The 18,173-nt window shown below is 57.8% G+C and carries 15 protein-coding genes; all 15 read right to left on the reverse strand.

Translation table 11 applies throughout. From position 1 onward, the window contains the following. Positions 1-128 precede the first annotated feature (128 nt). The 15 genes from ACP7B3_RS02675 to ACP7B3_RS02745 all read right to left on the reverse strand — a co-directional run bounded on the left by ACP7B3_RS02675 (position 129) and on the right by ACP7B3_RS02745 (position 18,166). Positions 129-863, reverse strand: coding sequence for a fimbria/pilus periplasmic chaperone (locus tag ACP7B3_RS02675; protein ID WP_426177674.1), 735 nt, complete (start codon positions 861-863; stop codon positions 129-131). Next, the gene (locus tag ACP7B3_RS02680; RefSeq protein ID WP_426177676.1) at positions 775-3,177 is read right to left on the reverse strand and encodes a fimbria/pilus outer membrane usher protein; all 2,403 of its coding nucleotides are present in this window, start codon (positions 3,175-3,177) and stop codon (positions 775-777) included. The genes ACP7B3_RS02675 and ACP7B3_RS02680 overlap by 89 nt, the downstream gene beginning before the upstream one ends. Before the next feature lie 52 nt (positions 3,178-3,229). After that, positions 3,230-3,925 (reverse strand): DUF1120 domain-containing protein, encoded by a 696-nt coding sequence (locus ACP7B3_RS02685; protein WP_426177678.1) that lies wholly within the window; start codon positions 3,923-3,925, stop codon positions 3,230-3,232. Positions 3,926-4,104: 179 nt separating this feature from the next. After that, positions 4,105-7,818, reverse strand: a complete 3,714-nt coding sequence (locus ACP7B3_RS02690; protein WP_426177679.1) for an ATP-binding protein — start codon at positions 7,816-7,818, stop codon at positions 4,105-4,107. After that, positions 7,815-8,465: a response regulator gene (locus tag ACP7B3_RS02695; protein ID WP_426177681.1), complete on the reverse strand. Its 651-nt coding sequence runs from the start codon at positions 8,463-8,465 to the stop codon at positions 7,815-7,817. Before ACP7B3_RS02695 ends, ACP7B3_RS02690 begins: the two co-directional genes overlap by 4 nt. A 362-nt stretch (positions 8,466-8,827) precedes the next feature. Further along, positions 8,828-9,370, reverse strand: coding sequence for a lysis protein (locus tag ACP7B3_RS02700; protein WP_426177683.1), 543 nt, complete (start codon positions 9,368-9,370; stop codon positions 8,828-8,830). Then, positions 9,367-9,915, reverse strand: coding sequence for a glycoside hydrolase family 19 protein (locus ACP7B3_RS02705; protein WP_426177685.1), 549 nt, complete (start codon positions 9,913-9,915; stop codon positions 9,367-9,369). Before ACP7B3_RS02705 ends, ACP7B3_RS02700 begins: the two co-directional genes overlap by 4 nt. 48 nt (positions 9,916-9,963) lie before the next feature. Next, positions 9,964-11,013 carry a phage late control D family protein gene (locus ACP7B3_RS02710; protein ID WP_426177687.1) on the reverse strand — a complete coding sequence of 350 codons (1,050 nt, stop codon included), beginning with the start codon at positions 11,011-11,013 and terminating at the stop codon, positions 9,964-9,966. 95 nt (positions 11,014-11,108) lie between these two features. Beyond that, positions 11,109-11,315: a tail protein X gene (locus tag ACP7B3_RS02715; RefSeq protein ID WP_099236034.1), complete on the reverse strand. Its 207-nt coding sequence runs from the start codon at positions 11,313-11,315 to the stop codon at positions 11,109-11,111. Continuing rightward, the gene (locus ACP7B3_RS02720; RefSeq protein ID WP_426177690.1) at positions 11,290-12,135 is read right to left on the reverse strand and encodes a phage tail protein; all 846 of its coding nucleotides are present in this window, start codon (positions 12,133-12,135) and stop codon (positions 11,290-11,292) included. Before ACP7B3_RS02720 ends, ACP7B3_RS02715 begins: the two co-directional genes overlap by 26 nt. A 9-nt stretch (positions 12,136-12,144) precedes the next feature. Then, entirely contained in the window at positions 12,145-15,189 is a 3,045-nt protein-coding gene (locus tag ACP7B3_RS02725) for a phage tail tape measure protein (protein ID WP_426177691.1), read from the reverse strand. Positions 15,190-15,339: 150 nt separating this feature from the next. After that, a complete protein-coding gene (locus tag ACP7B3_RS02730; protein WP_426177693.1) occupies positions 15,340-15,936 on the reverse strand; it encodes a phage tail assembly protein in 597 nt (198 codons plus the stop codon). A gap of 14 nt (positions 15,937-15,950) precedes the next feature. Beyond that, positions 15,951-16,454 carry a phage major tail tube protein gene (locus ACP7B3_RS02735; RefSeq protein WP_058411101.1) on the reverse strand — a complete coding sequence of 168 codons (504 nt, stop codon included), beginning with the start codon at positions 16,452-16,454 and terminating at the stop codon, positions 15,951-15,953. 12 nt (positions 16,455-16,466) lie between these two features. Further along, positions 16,467-17,633, reverse strand: a complete 1,167-nt coding sequence (locus tag ACP7B3_RS02740) for a phage tail sheath subtilisin-like domain-containing protein (protein WP_058411102.1) — start codon at positions 17,631-17,633, stop codon at positions 16,467-16,469. 104 nt (positions 17,634-17,737) lie between these two features. After that, positions 17,738-18,166 carry a tail fiber assembly protein gene (locus ACP7B3_RS02745; RefSeq protein ID WP_058411103.1) on the reverse strand — a complete coding sequence of 143 codons (429 nt, stop codon included), beginning with the start codon at positions 18,164-18,166 and terminating at the stop codon, positions 17,738-17,740. Positions 18,167-18,173 lie beyond the last annotated feature (7 nt).

The following is an 18,173-nucleotide window of genomic DNA, read 5'->3' on the forward strand; positions in this document are numbered from 1 at the left end:
GACGCGTTTCCAACCCCCTCTGTTCGCATGCAGGAAAGCCTTTAACCGTCCAGAGGTATTTTTTCAAGATGAACACGTCGAAGTTTGCTGTTGCGCGCCTCGATTGGGACGCTCACTCAGTTGGATAGTCAATTTTCTGTTGTCTGACTGGATAACTGGATGATATGGGTTTGCAGCATGAAGTTGAAACTGGACACGCTGTTGAAAGTCAACGAAGCGTTGGCGGCCAGCGGTGATTTCAGCGACTGGCACAGCGTCTCGCCCGGTAAGACGTAAGCCTTGTTGAAGGTAATGTCCGCCTTGGTCTGCACATTCGACATGTTCGGGTCAAAGCGAAATACCTTGCGTGAAGGGTTGCTCATACAGAGCTTTCCCTGCGCCTGTTTGAAGGTAATCAGTTTCCAGGTATCGACTTCGGACACGTTAGGGTCGACGCCGATAACCACAGGCAGATCCTGGCCTATGACGAATTTCACCTTGCCTGCAGCTTGCTCTTGTGGGGGCAGACCAGAAAACAACACTCGTGCGATATGTTCCCTATCGAGGGGCTTGTTGCCTCGGTAGATCACGCGCACGGTCTGGTTTTTGCCCGGCGCGACCACCACGGTTTGCGGCACGGTGTACAGCACGCCACCGTCGAGGTCGTCATCCGGCAGTTTGCTAACTTTGCTGTAGAGGAGCACAGCCTCGTCACTATTGTTTTTAAGGTCAATAGTGGCCTCTTTCTGTCCTTTTTCAATCAGCACCGCAGAGGCGCTGGGTTGCACCTGGGCTTCAGCCAGCAGGGGTATGGCTGTCAGGCAGACCAGCCAGAGGCATTTTTTGCCTAGAGCAGTCAAAGGTTGTATCGATAATCTGTTCATTGGAGATCTCCAGTTGAGTGGGAAGTTTGCACATCAAGGTGCTGTCGGACGCATCGAACATGCCTGACGTTTGCAGTTGTTTAATATTGTCCTGTTTTACCAGCAGCACGTCTTGGTCAATGAAGTTAGCGATCAGGTTGCCGTCTTGGTCATAAAACACCGCGCGAGAGCCGAGTGCTTTAGGCTTGTTTGTCCAATGCAGCAGCACATTCTTGTTATGCGTGGGCTCGAAGTCGAAATAGGAAACCGCCCCACGGTCGCTGATAAAGTCCACCTGGTTATTTTGGAAATACACGCCGTCGTCCAGTCCCTTGGGATTAACTTTAACAAAGTCAGGCTTGTCATCAGAGATATTGGCAAGCACCACTTTGCCGTTATAGTTCGTTCTGGCTGAGCTGCGTCGGCTGCTGACCTTGACGAAGCCCTTGAGATGAGTGTCGACAATGGCGTAGGTGTCTTTGAGTTGTTCGGGAGTAAATACCACGCCTTTGCGATTGGCGGCGATGGAACCCGAAAGGCTCAGGCTGTTTGACGTTGCACTGCGGCTGTCGTTTTCGGACTTAGAAACAGTCAGGCCCGCATGGGTGTAAGGTGTATTGAAGTCGTTACTTATATAGTTCTCTGTGGTCTCACTGCGATTTGCAGTGCGCCGCACATGGCCAGCGGTCACGCTGTAATCACTATTGACCCGAGTGGTCAGATAGTTATCCAGGCGCTGGCTATTACTGTAAGTGTTGTATTGCGACCGGTAGTAAACAGGGCGACCGCCCACTTCAAACGGAACCGACAGGCTGGCATTCAAGGTCATTTTATCGCGCGGGGTGTCTCCCGGCGCTTGCGGGGCATACCCGGCACTCAAGGTAAACAAGGCTCTTTTGATGTTTGTAGAATAGCCTGCCGACCAGGTCGAATAACTGGCACGGTTATAAAAGTTATAACGATTGAGCGAAACACTGAGCGCATTATGGTCACCCACCACAAAACTGTGCGTGATTCCCAAGGTACTTTTAATATCAGCCTGATTATCATAAAGCGCTTGGCCGACGTAGGAGAAATTGCGGCTGATGGCCTGGTACGTAAGATCGGTACCACCGTAACTGAGGGTGGCGTTTAAGTTGACCCCCAGCTTATTACGCTCATTCCTCGATAACAGGCCATACGTGGTCATCTGCAGGCCGCCTTTGTCGAAGGTGTTGCTCAGCGAAACGCCTTGATAACGTTGCTGAGCGACCACCGCGACGGTGGGATTCACGGCATCGCTGTAGCGTTTTGAGTAACCAGCGCCTGCTGTCACTGCGTGCGCGTCTGTGTTCGAGCGCCCCGCAAAGGCGTAAAGCCCACTGCTTTGGGTGGTCGCGCGGCTGATGCGGGCACGGGAAATCTGGCGGGTATCTATGACCTGGCCATCGCGTTTGATCACCACCACCACATCCGACGTGAGTGATGTCACCGGTATGGCGGCAAGGTTGTTGTGACCGCGGTTGACATTCAGGGTGTAGACCAGTTGGTCTCGCTGATAGAACTCGATCACCGCCGGCGCATCGCTGTCGTACGTTAAGGCAACGCTGCCGATGCCTGAGGGCGCGTCTTTGGAATTGTAGACCACGCCATCCACATAACCCACACCGAAGCCGCCATCGGGCGAGTTCAGGCGACCGGCTTTGAGGCGACCCACGTCAAAATCGCGATCCAGATAAAACGACTGAACGTTGTTGTTGGAGTAGCGCTGGGTTTTGGAAGTGAAACTGCTGAAGGTGCCGTTGGCACGCAGCAACGCGTTATCGGAATTGGCGCCGACCTGATAGGTTGTGCTCAGTGACTCGCTGCTTGAATCGGAGGAGGTGAACGTAGAATAGTAAGTGTTGTAGTTGACGAAGGCGCCGGTGCCGCCTTTTTGTTTTTGAATGAAATCGGGGTTTTCCAGCAGCGCGCGCGGCACCGTGAGTTTCAGGCTACGGTCGCTGCGGCTGAAATTGGACTTTACCCTATCAGTCAGTTGCACGTAGGTCGCCGCGCCTTTTTTAATGCGCTGCCCCCAAGCTTCTTTCTTCAGGCCAAACGTTTGCAGGTCATGCGCCGTGTAACCCGCCTGTCCTCCCGCCGTAGCATAAACCACGGTCTTGGCGATGAAGCGATCATTGACGTATAGATGTACCGAGTTCTCGCCGGCATAAAGTTCCTTGTCGTGAAGCGCGTCCTCAACTTGCTGATCACTGATGCCACTGATACCGAGCAACTTGTTGTCAAACTTGAGCTGTGCTTGAGCGTTCATGGACATGAAAAAGATCAGCAGTAGGAAGTGGATAGGTTTCATGGCAATAAAAATGTCCCACCCTCAGGCAGGACATTTGCGAACCTACAATAAATTAGAAGTAACGAACGTTGACTTGCGCTGTTCCGCTCCATGGAACTTGAGTGGTCGCGCTGATTTGGCTGGCCTTGTTTATTTGCGGTTCCACATCAAAGGTCCAGGTAAACGAAGTGCCGCTGGCCGGTTTGTTACTGGCATCCAACGGGCTCCACTCTTCTGCGGTGTAATAAGCCCACTTGGACATCAAAGCAACACTGCCCGGAATAGTAGAGTGGGTGGCGGCGTCGCGGTTATAACCGAAGTTAGTGACGTTGGCGGTGCCGTCGACCGTGGTGCTAACTGGGTTGAGTACAAAGTTACCGATCTTGTTCTTAGTCACCGCGTCAATGCCGATGCCGAAGATACGGCCCGAATCACCGTGGTCAGCACGCCCGCTGTTGTTCCTGCCGACCATGGCGCTGGAAGGGTCTGCGTCGACAATCCACATGGCGGTTTTCGTGGTTGTACCTTCCGGGCAGTTAATTGTGATCGTGGCTGTTTTAGCACTGAGCGTGGTGAAATCGGATTTATTAAGTGAGTCCCAGCTAATGGTGCCCCAGTCCAGATCAGTACCACTTGGAATATCAACCACGCAGGCGCTCGGACCAATCACGCCTTTAACGTTAATGTCGCTGGCGGCATGAGCGATAAAGGGGGCGAAGGCAGCGAAGCCCGCGACGGACAATGTGGTACCCAGTTTGAAAAATTTCAAAGTCATACTCCTATGAATAATTAAAGACGCGTCGAGATAGCAAAGTCGATAGTGAAATCGACACCATTCAAGAGCGGCGAAATTATAGGAGCGCAAGAAACGGTAGTTGCCTAGATTATTCTAGTTCTGCTGTTAGCGAGCACAGCTGGGACGTGTATACGGGAGTTACGTGCGAACCGTCAGATACCGGCTGCGCGAAGTTGGTAAGCGAAGTCGCGGATAGCCGTGTGTACGACCCGGTCGCCCTTTGCTTCACGATGCAAATGCTGCGCCTTACGTGACAGGTCGGTCAGTTCGACCAACTGCAACGCTCCGGCGAGCTTGTGCAGCAGATCGCCGAGGGTTTCGGCATCGTCGCTGATCAGCGCGGCCTCTATGGCCAGCAGGTCCTTGCGACTCTCTTCGCAAAAACTGTCCCACATCACGGCCTTGAGATCGCCCATGCTGGTGACTGCCGAGTTTACAGGCGGCGCGCGCAGGTAACGCTCGAATAGGCTAATCAACGCGCTGAGGACGATGGGCTTAAGGATAAGTTCGTCCATGCCGGCCGCTCGGGCACGCTGCTGCTCCTGCGAGTGAATGCTTGCTGTCATGCCGATGATAGGGATCATCGCGGCGTCGAGCTGTGAGTGGCGTAATTGATGGGTCATGGCGTAGCCGTCAAGCTCCGGCATATAGCAATCGGTCAGGATCAGCGTGTACTGCTGCGTTTGCAGACGCTCGAGCGCTTGCAGGCCATTTTCCACTAGGTCGAATGCGCATTGCAGATGCTCCATCTGCCTTTTTAGCAGCAGTCGATTGGTGGGGTGATCCTCCACGATCAACACTTTATGACCCTTGGTGTAGCTGGAGCGGGGCAACGGAATCCGGCGGCTGCTGTTGCGCCCCAGCAGCAGTTGTTCAAGCGCTGCCTGCAAACCGCCCCAAGTCAGCGGGTTGACGCTCAAACGGGTGGCCGAAGGCCCGACCACATAGCCGGCAGGCAAGTCCTCGGTGGTGATCAGCAGAGTCCCCGCCTTGCCAGCGGATGCCTCATCGGCGGTGATCAGCAAGTCCTGCTGATCCGGCGTAAAGTGAAAGCCCAGCGCCAGCAGATGCTCTGCAAGGGCTTCCCGACAGGGCGCAAGATCGGACGCGAGCTTTACCGAGTGCGATGAGTAAGGTTTTTTAAGTGCAGCTACGACGGGCAGACTCAGCGTGAAGGTGATGCGTGTGCCTTTATTGAGGCAGCTGTGCAGGTAAAGTTCGCCACCCATCAGTTGCACGAGTCGACGCGAAATCATCAGCCCCAGGCCCGAGCCTCCATAACGGCGGGTAATGGAGCTATCTGCCTGCATAAAGGGTTGAAACAGACGCTCCTGCTGCTCCTGACTGATGCCGATGCCGGTGTCCGTAACCAGAAATTCCAAGTGCTGCTCGCCATCATCTCGCTTCACACTCAGCTCCACGCGCACATGACCGCTTTGGGTGAACTTGGTGGCGTTGCTGAGCAGGTTGAGCAGTACCTGGCGCAGGCGGCTGCCGTCGACCTCCAGCAGTCCGGCGATGCGATGATCAATCAGGCTGTGCAGCCCAAGGCCTTTGCTGTGTGCTTGATGGCCGATGAGGCGCAGCACACCGTCGAGCAATTGACGCAGATCAGTAGGCTCAGGCGCAATAACCAACATGCCGGAGTCGATCCGTGAATAATCCAGTGTGTCGTCAAGTACCTGCAGGAGCGAGCGGGTCGATTCGTTCACCATCGTCAGCATTTCTTGGGCATCCGTGGGCAGATGCAGATCGCTCATCAGTTCGAGCAGGCCGAGAATGCCATTCATCGGCGTGCGAATTTCATGGCTCATGGTGGCCAGAAACGCTGCCTTGGCCTCGGCCGCCTGTTCAGCCAGTTGCTCGGCTGCGCGAATGCTTGTGACGTCGATGAACGTGGTGAGCACGCCCTGGGGTTCGGCGTCATCAAGTCGGTAGGGTGTGACGATGTACAGCCAGTGCTGATCGCTGCCATCCTCGCCTACCAAAATATGCTCACCTTGTTGGCGCTCATCGTCGCGTAGCGCCCTATCGACCATCTTCGAGATACGCTGGCGCACCTGCATGGGGTAGTAGCTGATTTCGTCAACAGAGCGCCCCAGCACTTGGGCCGATTCGACGTTAAAGGTTCGCTCATAGGCCTTGTTGAGCATCAGGTATCGGCGCTGACGGTCCTTGATTGCCACCGGGTACGGATACGATTCAAGCAGCTCCCGGCTGAAGCGCAGTTGCGCGGACAGCCGCTGTTGCGTTTCCCCTAGGGTGCGTTGGCGGGTTTTGAGCGACAGGTGTGCGTAGAGCAATACGCCAATGATCAGCAGGGCTGCAAACCCTATGCTGCCGACGATGCGCCAGAGGCGTTGCGGGGAGACGCCGATTTCATAGGTATTGCGCAGCCACTGTTGGGCAAACAAGTCGCGCTGTTCTATCGGAATGCTCTGGATCAACTGATCCAGTAGTGCTGCCAGTTGCGCATGACGTTCGGTTACAGCGATGGACAATTCCAGCGGCAGATCGGTGGCTGCGGCAATCTTGAGGCTGTCCGACCAGCCTTTCTCCAGTAATCGGTCCACGGTTATCAGGTTGCCAACGTAACCATCGGCCTTGCCTGTGCGCACCAGCTCAAAGCCATCTGCCGGGTCGGTTACCCGCAGCAGCAAGCTGTCGGGCACCCGTCGCTGGAGACGTTGCGCGAACTTCGGATTGTCCGGCACAACCAGGGTCGCGCCATTGAGCTCTTCGATGGCGGTTTTGGCGGGTTCTCCGAGGCGTGTCACTAACACATTTGGAATCTTCACAAACGGCTGCGTGTAGCGCCAGCCGGGCAAGTGTTCGGTGGATGCGTCAACCGGGATACGCAGGTCAATCTCGTCGGAAGGCGCAACTGTGCTACTTGGCGCGGGTATCTCAACCACTTTGAGCCGTAGCGCATTTACCAGGTACTTTAGGTAGCTGTAGCTCAGGCCACTGGGGCGACCGTGTTCGTCGAGGAACGACATGGGGCGGAAGGTGGCTTCATAACTCACGCGAAGCATCGGCAAGTCATCCAACCATTGGCGCTGCGCGGTGGTCAGGTGAGAGGAAGGCTGCATGCGTTGATTGATCGAATGCTTGTCCAGCCAGCGCAACTGCAGTTCGTTGAGAAAGTCGGATGGCGTGCGGGCCATGGTTGCTGCAAGGGCGTCGCGCAAGTCGGGCCTCAGTGAACTAATACCGAAGTGCAGACCGGCGTTGTCGTACAGATCCTGCTGCCTGACCTCAAGGGACTTGTAATGTCCGCTGCTGAACAGCGCTTCGAGCTGGTAAGGCTCGCCTAGGTAGGCGTCACCTTCGCCATGCTGCAAGGCGTCCAGGGCTGCCTTGGTGTCCGCGTAGATTCGCAGCTGAGAGGGCGGCAGGCGTTGGCTCAGCCATTGAGCGGTTGTGTAGCTTTGCTCGGCGACAAATGAATGTGATGATAAGTCTGCAGGAGTGATCGCCGCGCTGCCCTGCCGTACAACCAACACAAGGGGGGAAAGAAGATAGGGGCTGGAAAAGTCCATGCAGCGTTGCCGCTCGGCGTTGGTTTGCAAATCTGGCACCACGTCGATGCGGCCTTCGCACAGTGCGGTGGTGACTTGTTCAAAGGTGGCGAACTGGCGAAACTCCAGTTTCAGATTCAGTCGGTCAGCCAGGTAACGCAGGTAGTCGATACTGAACCCGGCCGGACTGTCGCCGACCCAGAAGCCCAAGGGAGCAGTGGCCTGCACGGGCAGGCCGACCACTACCACGCGGTTGCCAGAAGCCGCCGGAGCTTGTGTTGACGCCGCGCATAGGCTAGACACCAGCGGTATCAGCCACAAAAACCTGCGCAGGGCGATTATCACCCGGTGTGCTCGACGGTGGATTTGGCCAGTGAGGCGTAATACTGGTACAGCTGCGCGTCGGATTGTATACCTAACTTTCGCTTGGCCGAGTTCTTGCCCCAGCTCACTGTCTTGATGCTGCGATGCAGCGTCTCTGCAATGTCCTCGGGCGACTTGCCCGACGCCAGCAGCCGCACGATCTCCAGCTCTCTGGGGCTAAGCTGCGGTTCTCCTGCCGTGTTGCGGGGGGATTCAGCTAGCGCCTTTTTTAAAGACTCATTTAAATAGATACCTCGACGCAGCACGGTGCGCACGGCTTTTGGCAAGCAGAGAATGTCGCTGTTTTTTTGAATGATGCCACGGACTTTCGCCTCCATAATCAGCCTAAGAATGCCGATGTTCTCTTCACCCGTCAGCACTAGCACCGGCAAGTTCGGATAGCGTCTGTTGAGCACACCCAGCATGCGCAGACCGTCCATGTCCGCGCCGGGCATCGAATAGTCCACGATCAGCACGTCGCACTCATGGTTTTCCAGCGCGATAAAGAGTTCCGGAATGCTTGTGGCGGTCGCCTGAATTTTGGCAAAACTGCTGTCATTCAGCAGTACAACCTGGCAACCGTGCACGATGACGGGGTGATCGTCGGCTATGATGATACGAGGAATCATGAGCGCTGCTCCTGAGGAACTTTACAAATTGGCCCGTCACGGTCACCCGACTTTTCAACACCCAAAAAGTGTAGCTTGAGTACAGTCGTGAGCGCCACCGTCCTGAGTGCCTATGGAAATTGAACGGAACAGACTTGAACGATACATGCATCGACGCTTGAAAGGCCCGGAAAAATCTAGTTATCTATTTTTTGCAGATTACACCGAGATTGGGTGCGGGAGGACTTGAGAAAGCGAGTGACTTGACGACGCCAAAACAGCCTTACTTCATTAGCTTAAAGAGTCAGAACCCCATGTTCTGTGGCGCGCTCGCTCAGGCTCACCCAGAACCGGATTGCCACGAGAGCGACAGTTTGGTGATTTCACTTCGGTTTTGAGACTTCTTTGGCGTAGGCCTGACAGGCCGCCAGGGCGATCAGTCCTTGGTCACCGGCATCGGTGATGCTGATAATTCGTTGAGCATGCGCCGGGTCAAGTTGGGCTCTTGTGCCTCCATGAACCACGCTGCCGGCGGCGGCGGTGGCAGGCACTGAGCCGTTGCCGGGGGTAGCGGTGGCGTCGAGTAGGACTGACAAGCGCAAATCAGCAGTGGCAAGGCGGTCGCGCAAACGACTTTGATCACGTTGGACATCGTTCAAAACTCGGTAGTGGGTTTGTTCACTGGCGGAAAGCCGCTTCTCCAACGCCAAGCGCTTATCCTGTTCGGCTCGCTGCAGAGCAGCCGCTGCCTGGGCCTGTTGGTTCAGACCGTCGACATGCAGGCGGGCTTGCCGCTCCAGCTGCTGACCGTAGCGCCAAGCCTGAACTTGCCAGGCTAGCGCGCCAGAACTGCCAGCCAACACGGCCAGCAACACAGCGTTGGCCAGCAGCCGATACGGCGTATGGATAAAGCCTACGAGGCTCATAGCACCGCCCTCGCCCGCTCCCACAGCTCCAGCCGATCCGCTAATCCGTTGAGACCGCCATTGATCTTGCGGGTGATGGACTCGAACTCGTCTCGATCTGCCAGGGCATTCAATTCGCGCACCCACCAGAACCATGCGGCCGACTCGGCGGCCCATTGCGGCAGCTCGAGCAGCTCGGGGGTGCGCAGCAACCGCTCGTCGCCAAATAAGGCCAAGCTGCAGCGCAGGTAATTGTTGCGCCCAGTAATCTGAATCAGACCGCGACCGCGATAGCGTTGGCCATCCCCATCTGCTGCAGGTGTGTTACCCAAATTTGCGGCCAGTTTGCCGGTGTCGTATTTGCTCAGGTACTGATCGCCGCCCAGCTCGCGGACGTACTGCAGTTGACCCGACTCGTGACCGACCTGCGCCAGGAACGCGGCCTGGCGTTTCGGCGTGTTGATCTGGCGATTGACCATCGCCACGTTGAGGGCGGATACAAAAACGCCCGCTTGGCGGCGGGCGTTCGGCATGATGCGTTGTAGTTGTTGCTCAGTGATGGGCATAAAAACTCCAAACATAAAAAAACCGCACTTGGGCGGCCAGGGGATTCGTTACTGTTTTTCGACGTTCACTACCTTGAGCGGCGCCGTTGCTTTCTTTTTCTTCGCCGATTTGGATTTGCCCTTCTTGCCCGCATTGCACTCGACCGTGGTGGACCAGCCCGCTTGCGTAAACACCTGCTCAACCGAATCCGCCAAGTACTCACCATCAAGCCCGACCTTGAAGCCCTGAGCATTGATCGACCGCTCGGCAAAAATGTCTGTCCGGCCAGGCATCTCAAATCGCACGTCAGCGGTCGAGCGATTGAACGCCGCCAAGCGCGCCTTGGCCGCAGATTCGGCAGCGGTCTTGTTCGGGTAGATATGCCGGTCGGTATGCACCGCCGGCAAACCATCCGGCGCGTCATCGTTATCAATGGTGACCACGGACAGCTTGCCGTCCTTCTTGTTCTGATGTTTGGTCGCCACGGCCTTGTGCGAGTTGCGGTCGCCTAAGCTGAACTGCCAGCGGCTGACGTCGCTGCGTGTCAGGGTGATCGCGCCGAACGTCTTGCCGCTCGCGGTCTGGCCACCTTGACGCGGCATGACCAACAGCTTGCCGTCAGCGACCTTGGCCGTGCAGTCATATTGCTTCGCCAAGCGCGTGATGAAATTAAAATCCGACTCGTTGAGTTGATCCACCCGGGCAACTTTCGTGGACACCGGGCACCCCGACTGCCAACCGTTGCGCGCGGCGATGTCGCTCACGATCTTCGACAGCGGCACGTCCTCCCAACTGCCGCTACGGATGGTCTTGCCACTGCCACGCATGTCGCTGGCCTTGCCCTTGATCACAATCGTGTCCGGCGGGCCGGACACTTCAACCGTGTCGACCGCGTAACGCCCCAGGCGGGTCAGGGCCGTTTCGACGTAGCCCAGATAAATCTCAATTGAACTGCCACGCGAAGGCAGTTGCACCTGGCCGTCCCGGTCATCGATACGCAACTCAAACTCGTCGGACTCCATGCCAGGCTTGTCAGAGGTGCGCAGCAACAACAGTCGATCGTTGATCAGGGCCGTGATGTCGGAACCATCGGCCACGATTCGAAAGGTGGGTGTCATGGATTTTATCCAAAAAAAAGCCCGCACCAGGCGGGTCAAAACAGAGTGCCATTACGCGTAACGCAACGAGTTGCCGGCGGCCGTGTAGCGCGGGGTCAATCCCACAAGCTAATCCCTTCTTCGGTCGGGCTGGGCAGATCCGGCAGCACGATCACCACCCCTGCGCGGTAAGGCTGGGGCTCGTCAGCCAATCCCTGATTGGCATCGAGCACCGCCTCGGTGGTTCCGTTCAGATGGCCATAAACGTTATGGCAAATGACATCGAGCATGTCCCCATCAGACGTTCTGCATATCGTCGCCATAACGCACGAACTCCAAACTAAACCCTTGTTTACGAGGAATCCCGCCGTGCAACAGCGCGCCCTGTTCCTCGTTGATAGTCTTCAGACACCAGGTACCGATTACCTCGCCATAGCCCGTGGTTAGGGTTAGCGGCTGTAGCCTGCCGCCGATGGTGCGCAACGTGTCGAGCTGCTTGAGACCACCTTTGAAGCCCGGGTAAATCGTCCCCTTAAGGGTTAGCTTTTCATCACCCTGGCCCACGGCCTGCTGCGCAGGACGCCGCGATAAGCGTTCCTGTGAAGCCCAGCGGAATTCAGTCGAGCGGGATAGCTCGTCGAAGGCCGCCGTGTCCAAGTTGAAGTAATAAGGCTGCACCTTGGGGTCTCGTGGCTGGATGATCAGCAAGTGCGGGAACGGCTTCACCGCTTCCGGTGCCGGCGTGGCGTCCACTGCAAAAGAGCTGGTGGGTACGATGTTCGCCAGTGACGGACTGATTTTGCCGGCAATGTTGTTGATCGCCGTCGCCGCTTTGCCCGCTTGTTCCTTCAGCGTGCCCAGTCGTTCCTGTACCTCGGCGGCGGCACGCGTGGCACGGCCGTACACCGCCGCCACCTGGCCGACCTTGGCCTGCGCCGCATTCACCCCCCGCATGACCCGTTGCAGCTTGGCCCCGATGGCTGGCCCCACAAACGGGATGCTTTCCAGTGCGGACGCGGCGCCGGTTATTTCACTGATGGCACCATTAACCGGCCCGAGCATGCCGTCAACACTGCGCCGCCCGGCCTCACCCGCGTCTACCAGATACTTGAGGCCCGATTGCAACTGTTCCATATAGGCCATAAAGCCCCCTTATAAGTGAGGTTCGTCATACAGCTTGGTGGCGTTCTGCTTCGCCGCGTCGGCCATCATCCGCTGCATGTGCGGCATCAGATCCTGTGCAAAGCGTTGTGGGTCTTTGACATCGCCCTGCACCGTGACTGGCATGTTCAGCGAGTACTGAAACTGCTGATCCACTTTGGCCGGGACCGGCTTTTCTGGCGCCTTGGGCTCAATGGCCACGGCCGCCGCCTTAACCGGTGCCTGTACAGCCATTGCGCGCGCGACGTCGCCCAGCGCCGGGCCTTGCGGGGCTGGGGCATGAGCCATCAGCAACGCGCCGGAACCGTTCGCCTTGTCCTGATCAGCCGACCGACTGAGCGGCTGGGTCAAGGTGGCCAGGCTGGGAACCGCCGGACCAGGGCGCGGCCCCATCAGTAATGGCGTTATCATTGGCGCCGGCTTGGCTTCCGGTTTTTCCTCGGGCTGTTCATCATCGCCACCAAACAGCGATTTGCCCAACGACCCACCCAACACCGAGCCGCCCTGACTGCCGACATAAGCGCCAATCAAACTGCCGATGGCAGTACCAATAATCGGCACCACTGAACCAATCGCCGCACCCGCCGCCGCGCCAGCCATGGCCCCGGCCAAATTGCCAGCGGCCGCGCCATAGCCTTCAGCCTTTTCATTCTGGGTCGTGGCATTCTCAAACGTGTCGAACGCCATCGCGCCGGCTTCCATCACCGAGGCGCCCGGTATCATCTTGGCGGCTTTGCCGACCTTGCCAGCCACCTGCACAACGCCACTTAACTTGGCCAACGCCCCGCTGGGAACCGGCACCGGCGGAACCGGTGGAATCGGCGGGCGGGGAATCGGCACCGGCGGCCGAGGCACTGGCGGTCTCGGCGGGAGCGGATTCGGACCAGGCGGCCGAGGCAATGGTGGTCTCGGTGGGAGCGGATTCGGACCAGGCGGCCGAGGTACTGGCGGTCCCGGCCTTGGCACTGGCGGCCGTGGCGGGCCGCCCGCCCGAGGTGGTCTCGGCCGACGACGCGAAGGCGTGCGCCTTGCACCGCGACCACGTCGACGTGCTTCGCCGGCCCCTCCAGCAGCTGCGCCTATATCACTCGCATTTACAACGAAAACCCTTTTGACGCCGTCGTCGCCTCCACCCGCAGCACCACCTTCAGCGCCTTCGTCGCCGCCAGATACCGCCTCCTGCGCTAGCGAAACCACCTTGAGGCCAGTCGCCACCAGGTCGAACTTGCCCGGCTTCTTGTCGTCTTTACCTTCGCTATCGTCGTCACCATCGGCGGGCTCCCCTTTGAAAGCGGCCACCGCCTTAAGTCCTGTCTCGACCAGCGACAGCGCTTTACCGGCCTTTCCCTTGGGCTCTGCGCCTTTCCCACTGCCCTCGCCGTCGCTGTCCCTGGCGTTGGTGACAAAGACTTTTTGCACTTCGCCAGACTTTCCGCCCAGCGAGCCGCGCGCGAGATTGAGCAACCCTTTGGCGATTTTGAACGAACTGAGCAAGCCCTTAAGCGCAATAAGGCCGCCGCCAACCGCCGCGATCCCCGTCACCACCCCAGGCGCGCTGTCTGCCAGCGAGGTAATGCCCTTGGTGACTTTGGTGAGCGTTTCGGCCACGGTATCCGTGACCGGGCGTAGCGCGTCCCCAACGCTGCGCATTGCGTCGTCCATCGACTGGGCCATCTCGGCCCACTTTTGTGACGACGACTCGCGGCGCTCGCTGAGGTTTTTGTCGAGAATGCCGGTTGCGTCGCGCGAATCGTTTTTGAGCTGGCTGTACAGCGCCTTGTTCTGCATGTAAGCAGAAAGCGCTGCCTTTACCTGCATGTCGGCGAACAGGTCGCCGGTGCGCAATGACTCTTCCAGCGAGGCCATCATGGCCTTGGCTTTCTCCGGGTCAGATTCCTTGCTGATCTTTGCCGTTGCCTCGGCCATCGCCGCCGCACGCTTCGGATCGGTGGCCTGAATGTACTTCTGAGCTAACGCCATGCTCGTTTCGAGCGTGGACATACCGTTCTGCAAACCGGTTTGCATCGAGCCTTTATAGTCAATGCCAGCGTTTTGGTAGGCTTTGACCGTGTCGGTCGAGCCTATTTTGCCCATCCAGTTTTTGAGGTTGTTCGCAGCCTCATCGGCGCCGCCGGCAGACTTCATCTGCACTTGCAGCATGGCGCCCAACTGAGTCACCGCATCCATGCCGGTAATACCCAGGCTACCCATGTTGGCCAACAGTTCAGGGAACCACTTGGCCATGTCGGCGGCTTCAAAGCTGCCCGCCTGCCCTTGGTAGGCAATCGCCTCCAGCGCTTGCTGCATCTGCTTGGGGTCGGTGATCTTGGCGTTCTGCCCTAAGGCGTTGATCATCTTGGCCGTGTCTACGCCACTTGATCCCTGCCCCACAACGAACTTGGCCGCGACCGGCGCATATTCCAACGCCTTGCTCAAATCCATACCGGCGCCGACCAACTGATTGACCACGTCGGCGACTTCGTTACGTGCCATGCCGGTGTCGCGCGACGTATCAATGATTTTTCGCGAAACCTCCTGCTCTTGCGGCTTGTTGGCAATGCCAGCCTTGATCGCAATATCACGAACAATGGCACCGAAGTCAGCGCTCACCTTCGTCGGAATTGCCAGCATGCCGACCCCGACTACAGCTGCGCCGACCGCGCTTTTCATGCCGTCCTTGCCGGCATTAATTTGCTGGTGTCCTTTGGCTTTAAGCTCTGCCTTGTTCGCGGTCTGCCCCAGGGACCGATAGGCCTTCTCTAGCCGGCCGACTTCAATACCCTGCTTTTTAAGCATGTCCAGATTTGAATTCAACCGGCCCAGCAACTTCGACGCCCCAGCAGAGCCGCTGTCGTGGGCTTTCTTCCATTCCTCGCGCAAGCGAATGGTGTCGCCGATAGTGCGCTGCAGAACGCGCGCCTTGTTACCTTCGGCCTCAAGACGCTTGATGCGCCCCGTTACATCTTTGAACGCAGCGCCGACAGTCGAGCTGACGGCGCCGCCGATGACCAGCCCGAGAGCGATTTTGTTCGCCATGTCATGGCCCCCATTTGCACAGCCTCACCGAAAGAGGCTCAATCCGTGAGCCACCAAACCATCTCAGCAAACGGCATCGACTGAATCTCAGCGGCGGAAAATCCGGTTTCCGCCGCCAGACGCTTCGCCGCCATCTTTATAACGCCGGGGTTAAATCCCGTCGTCTTGGTCCATGCGAAAATAGCCGGCCTGCAGGCGGTTAAAATCCACCAGTTTCAGGCCCTCCAGGTCTGCGACTGGAGCACCAGCCAACGCGGCAAACAGCACCAACTCGCGCTGCTCGTCATTCCCAGCAGCGTCACGATTAGCCGCTCGCACATCGCCCACTGTCGGGGAGCGAAGAGCCAACTTATCAACCAACACCCCGTTGATTTCGCTCGGGCAAGAAAGCGTTACCAAGGCCTGATCAGTGGTCACAGACAGCCACGATGGCATCAACGCTGAGTAATCGGTATCGGGCACCAAGTGCGAGTAAGCGGCCTGAACACGGCGATAGTCCGCTAACTTGAGGCCTTCAAGATCTTTGACGCCCACCTCGGCCAAGCCAGCGAACAGCATCAGCTCACGTTGTTCCTCGTCGCCATTCGACGCCTTATCGGCTGCCCGCACTTCGCGTACGGCCGGGGCACGCAAGGTAAATGTCTCGACCAGCACGCCGTTGGCATTGCTTGGGCGTGTGAGCGTAACGACCGCAGCGAGAGCGCTGAGCGACAGCCAGGCCGGTACTTTCTTAGTTGCTTGATTCATCTAGATTTCTTCCCTTACAGGCCGAGCGCGGTGCGCACTTCGAGGAGTTGGTCTTTGCCGTCGATCACCTGAACGCCAGCGACCATGTCGATTTCGTACATGAGGCGCCCGTCGATTTCGAGCTTGTAGTAAGCAACCGCGATGGCGTGTTTGATCTCGGCCGAATCACCCGCTTTCCAGTCGCCCGGGTCGACCTCTTTGAGCCGACCACGCAAGGTGGCGATAACCGCCGTCACCGCACCTTTTTGCCCCCTGAAGGCGCCCCGGAACGTCGAATTGAATGCAGTGCCATCGGCCAGGCCGAAGTACTTCAGCGACTCACGGCGCACGCCTTTGGTAATAAAGGACGCTTCCATTTTTTCCAGGCCTTGGTCCATCTCAATGGCACCGGCCATACCGCCACCGCGATACTCGTCGGTCTTGCTGGTCAGCTTGGGCAGCGTCAAGCTGGGCACGTCACCGGAGAAGTTAACGCCGTCAACAAACAGGTTCGTGTTGTACAAAGTTTGAGGAATCATCTGCGTGGTCTCTTAGGCTGCTTCAAGAACTTCGGTCATCCACTGATCGGTGACTTCGAAAAGGAAATTCGGGTTTTCAGCCGGCGGCACGTCGGTAAAACGGATGCGCCAATACACCTTGCCCTGGGCAATTTGGCTGGCCGTGTTCAGCTCGGTGTCCGGGAACACTTCGAAGTTGATAATTGCGCCCTGGGCCTTGAGGTCGCGCATGAACGCTTCCAGGCCATTGGTGACATCCGTTACGTAGGTCTTGGTGATCGAGCGGTCTACGGCCCACTTGTGGCCGGCCTGCACCGCATCCATGAGGATGAACAGCGTACGAACGCGTGTGACGAACGCCCACTTAGGATCGCTCGACAGCGTGCGGTTACCCCACAAGCGATAACCGTCGTCGCGGATGATCGTCGTGATATTGGCGTTATTCAGCAGGTTGGCCCGGCACGTCGCGTCACCGTCCAGATACTCCACGGCCCGGGTCGTGCCGGTGATGCCGGTAAACTCCTTGTTCGACGGCGAAGCCCAAAAGCCGTACTCCGCATCGGTCCAGGCAAACAAACCCGCCGCCCAAGCTGAACCCGGGGCATCCACGGTCTTGCTGAGTTCGGTGTCCCAGTACTGCACACCAGGGTCAACCATGAACAGGTTACGGCTGCCGAAGTTCTTCGCGTACGCCATGGCGGCCTCGTCCGTGGTGCCAGGCCCGTCGATAATGCCGATAGCGCGCAGCTTCTGCGCCAGGCTATCGAGCGCGGTGGCCACCGCCTGAGTGGCCGTGTGGCCTGGCGCGATCAGCAGCCGCGGCTGCGCGTTGAACAGACTTTTGCCATCGAGCAAAGCTTGCAAGCCGGTACGCTGACCAGAGACCAGAACGCCACCAATGATCGCCGAGGTTTGCAGCGCCGCGTCTTCCATCTTCGGCACGCCGATGGCCACGATCACCGCCTTGGCTTTGGCATAGATCGCCTTACAGGCCTTGGTAATAGCCGAGTCAGCGCCGAAGGCGGCAATGGCTTCGCGCTCGGTGGTGATCAACTTCAGCTCGCCGGCCTTGGCGGTGCCGCCGCCGAGGACGCCCGGGGTGAAGGTGCTGCACAACCCAATGATCGACGACGAGGGCAGCGAGATAGTGCGTGCGCCGGTATCAACCGAAGTCGTGGTGACGCCGTGATAGAAACTCATATCGTTCAATCTCCAAGAACGAAAAAGCCCCGCTTAAGCGAGGCTGGGAGGGGTGTTTGTGTTACGCGTAACGGGAATGCAAAACGCCCCGACAAGGCGGGGCGTTATTGAGTTTGCTGGTCGATCCAGTTGGGCCGTAGCGGCTTGGTCTTGCTCGCCGGAAACCCTTCAACGGCTGGCCAGTCGCGCAACTGTTGAACGTAATCAATCAATTCGCCGGACTGAGCGGCGGTCAAGGTTGTGGCACGGCCCGCGTCGACTTCATCACGGTGACGCTCGCGCAACCATTTGAGGCTATCAATCTCGCTATCTCGCCATTGCCTTGCCTGCGCACTCAAAGCTTCGTCAGAAAGCGGCTCAGGATCGACCAAGACCGGGAAGCCCTTTTCACCGGCAAAAATTATCCGGCCCGCTGCCTCCCCTGTTAACAACGCCGTGTGCTGATCCTGCGTAATGTTGACTGCATCGGCTGGTATCGACCGGTGAATTTCATCGTCGTAAAAGCCGCCGGTTTGGGCTGAGTAATAAAGCATGGTGCCA

Origin of the sequence: Pseudomonas sp. TWRC1-2, assembly GCF_049896685.1 — a bacterium.
Taxonomy (GTDB): Bacteria; Pseudomonadota; Gammaproteobacteria; order Pseudomonadales; family Pseudomonadaceae; genus Aquipseudomonas.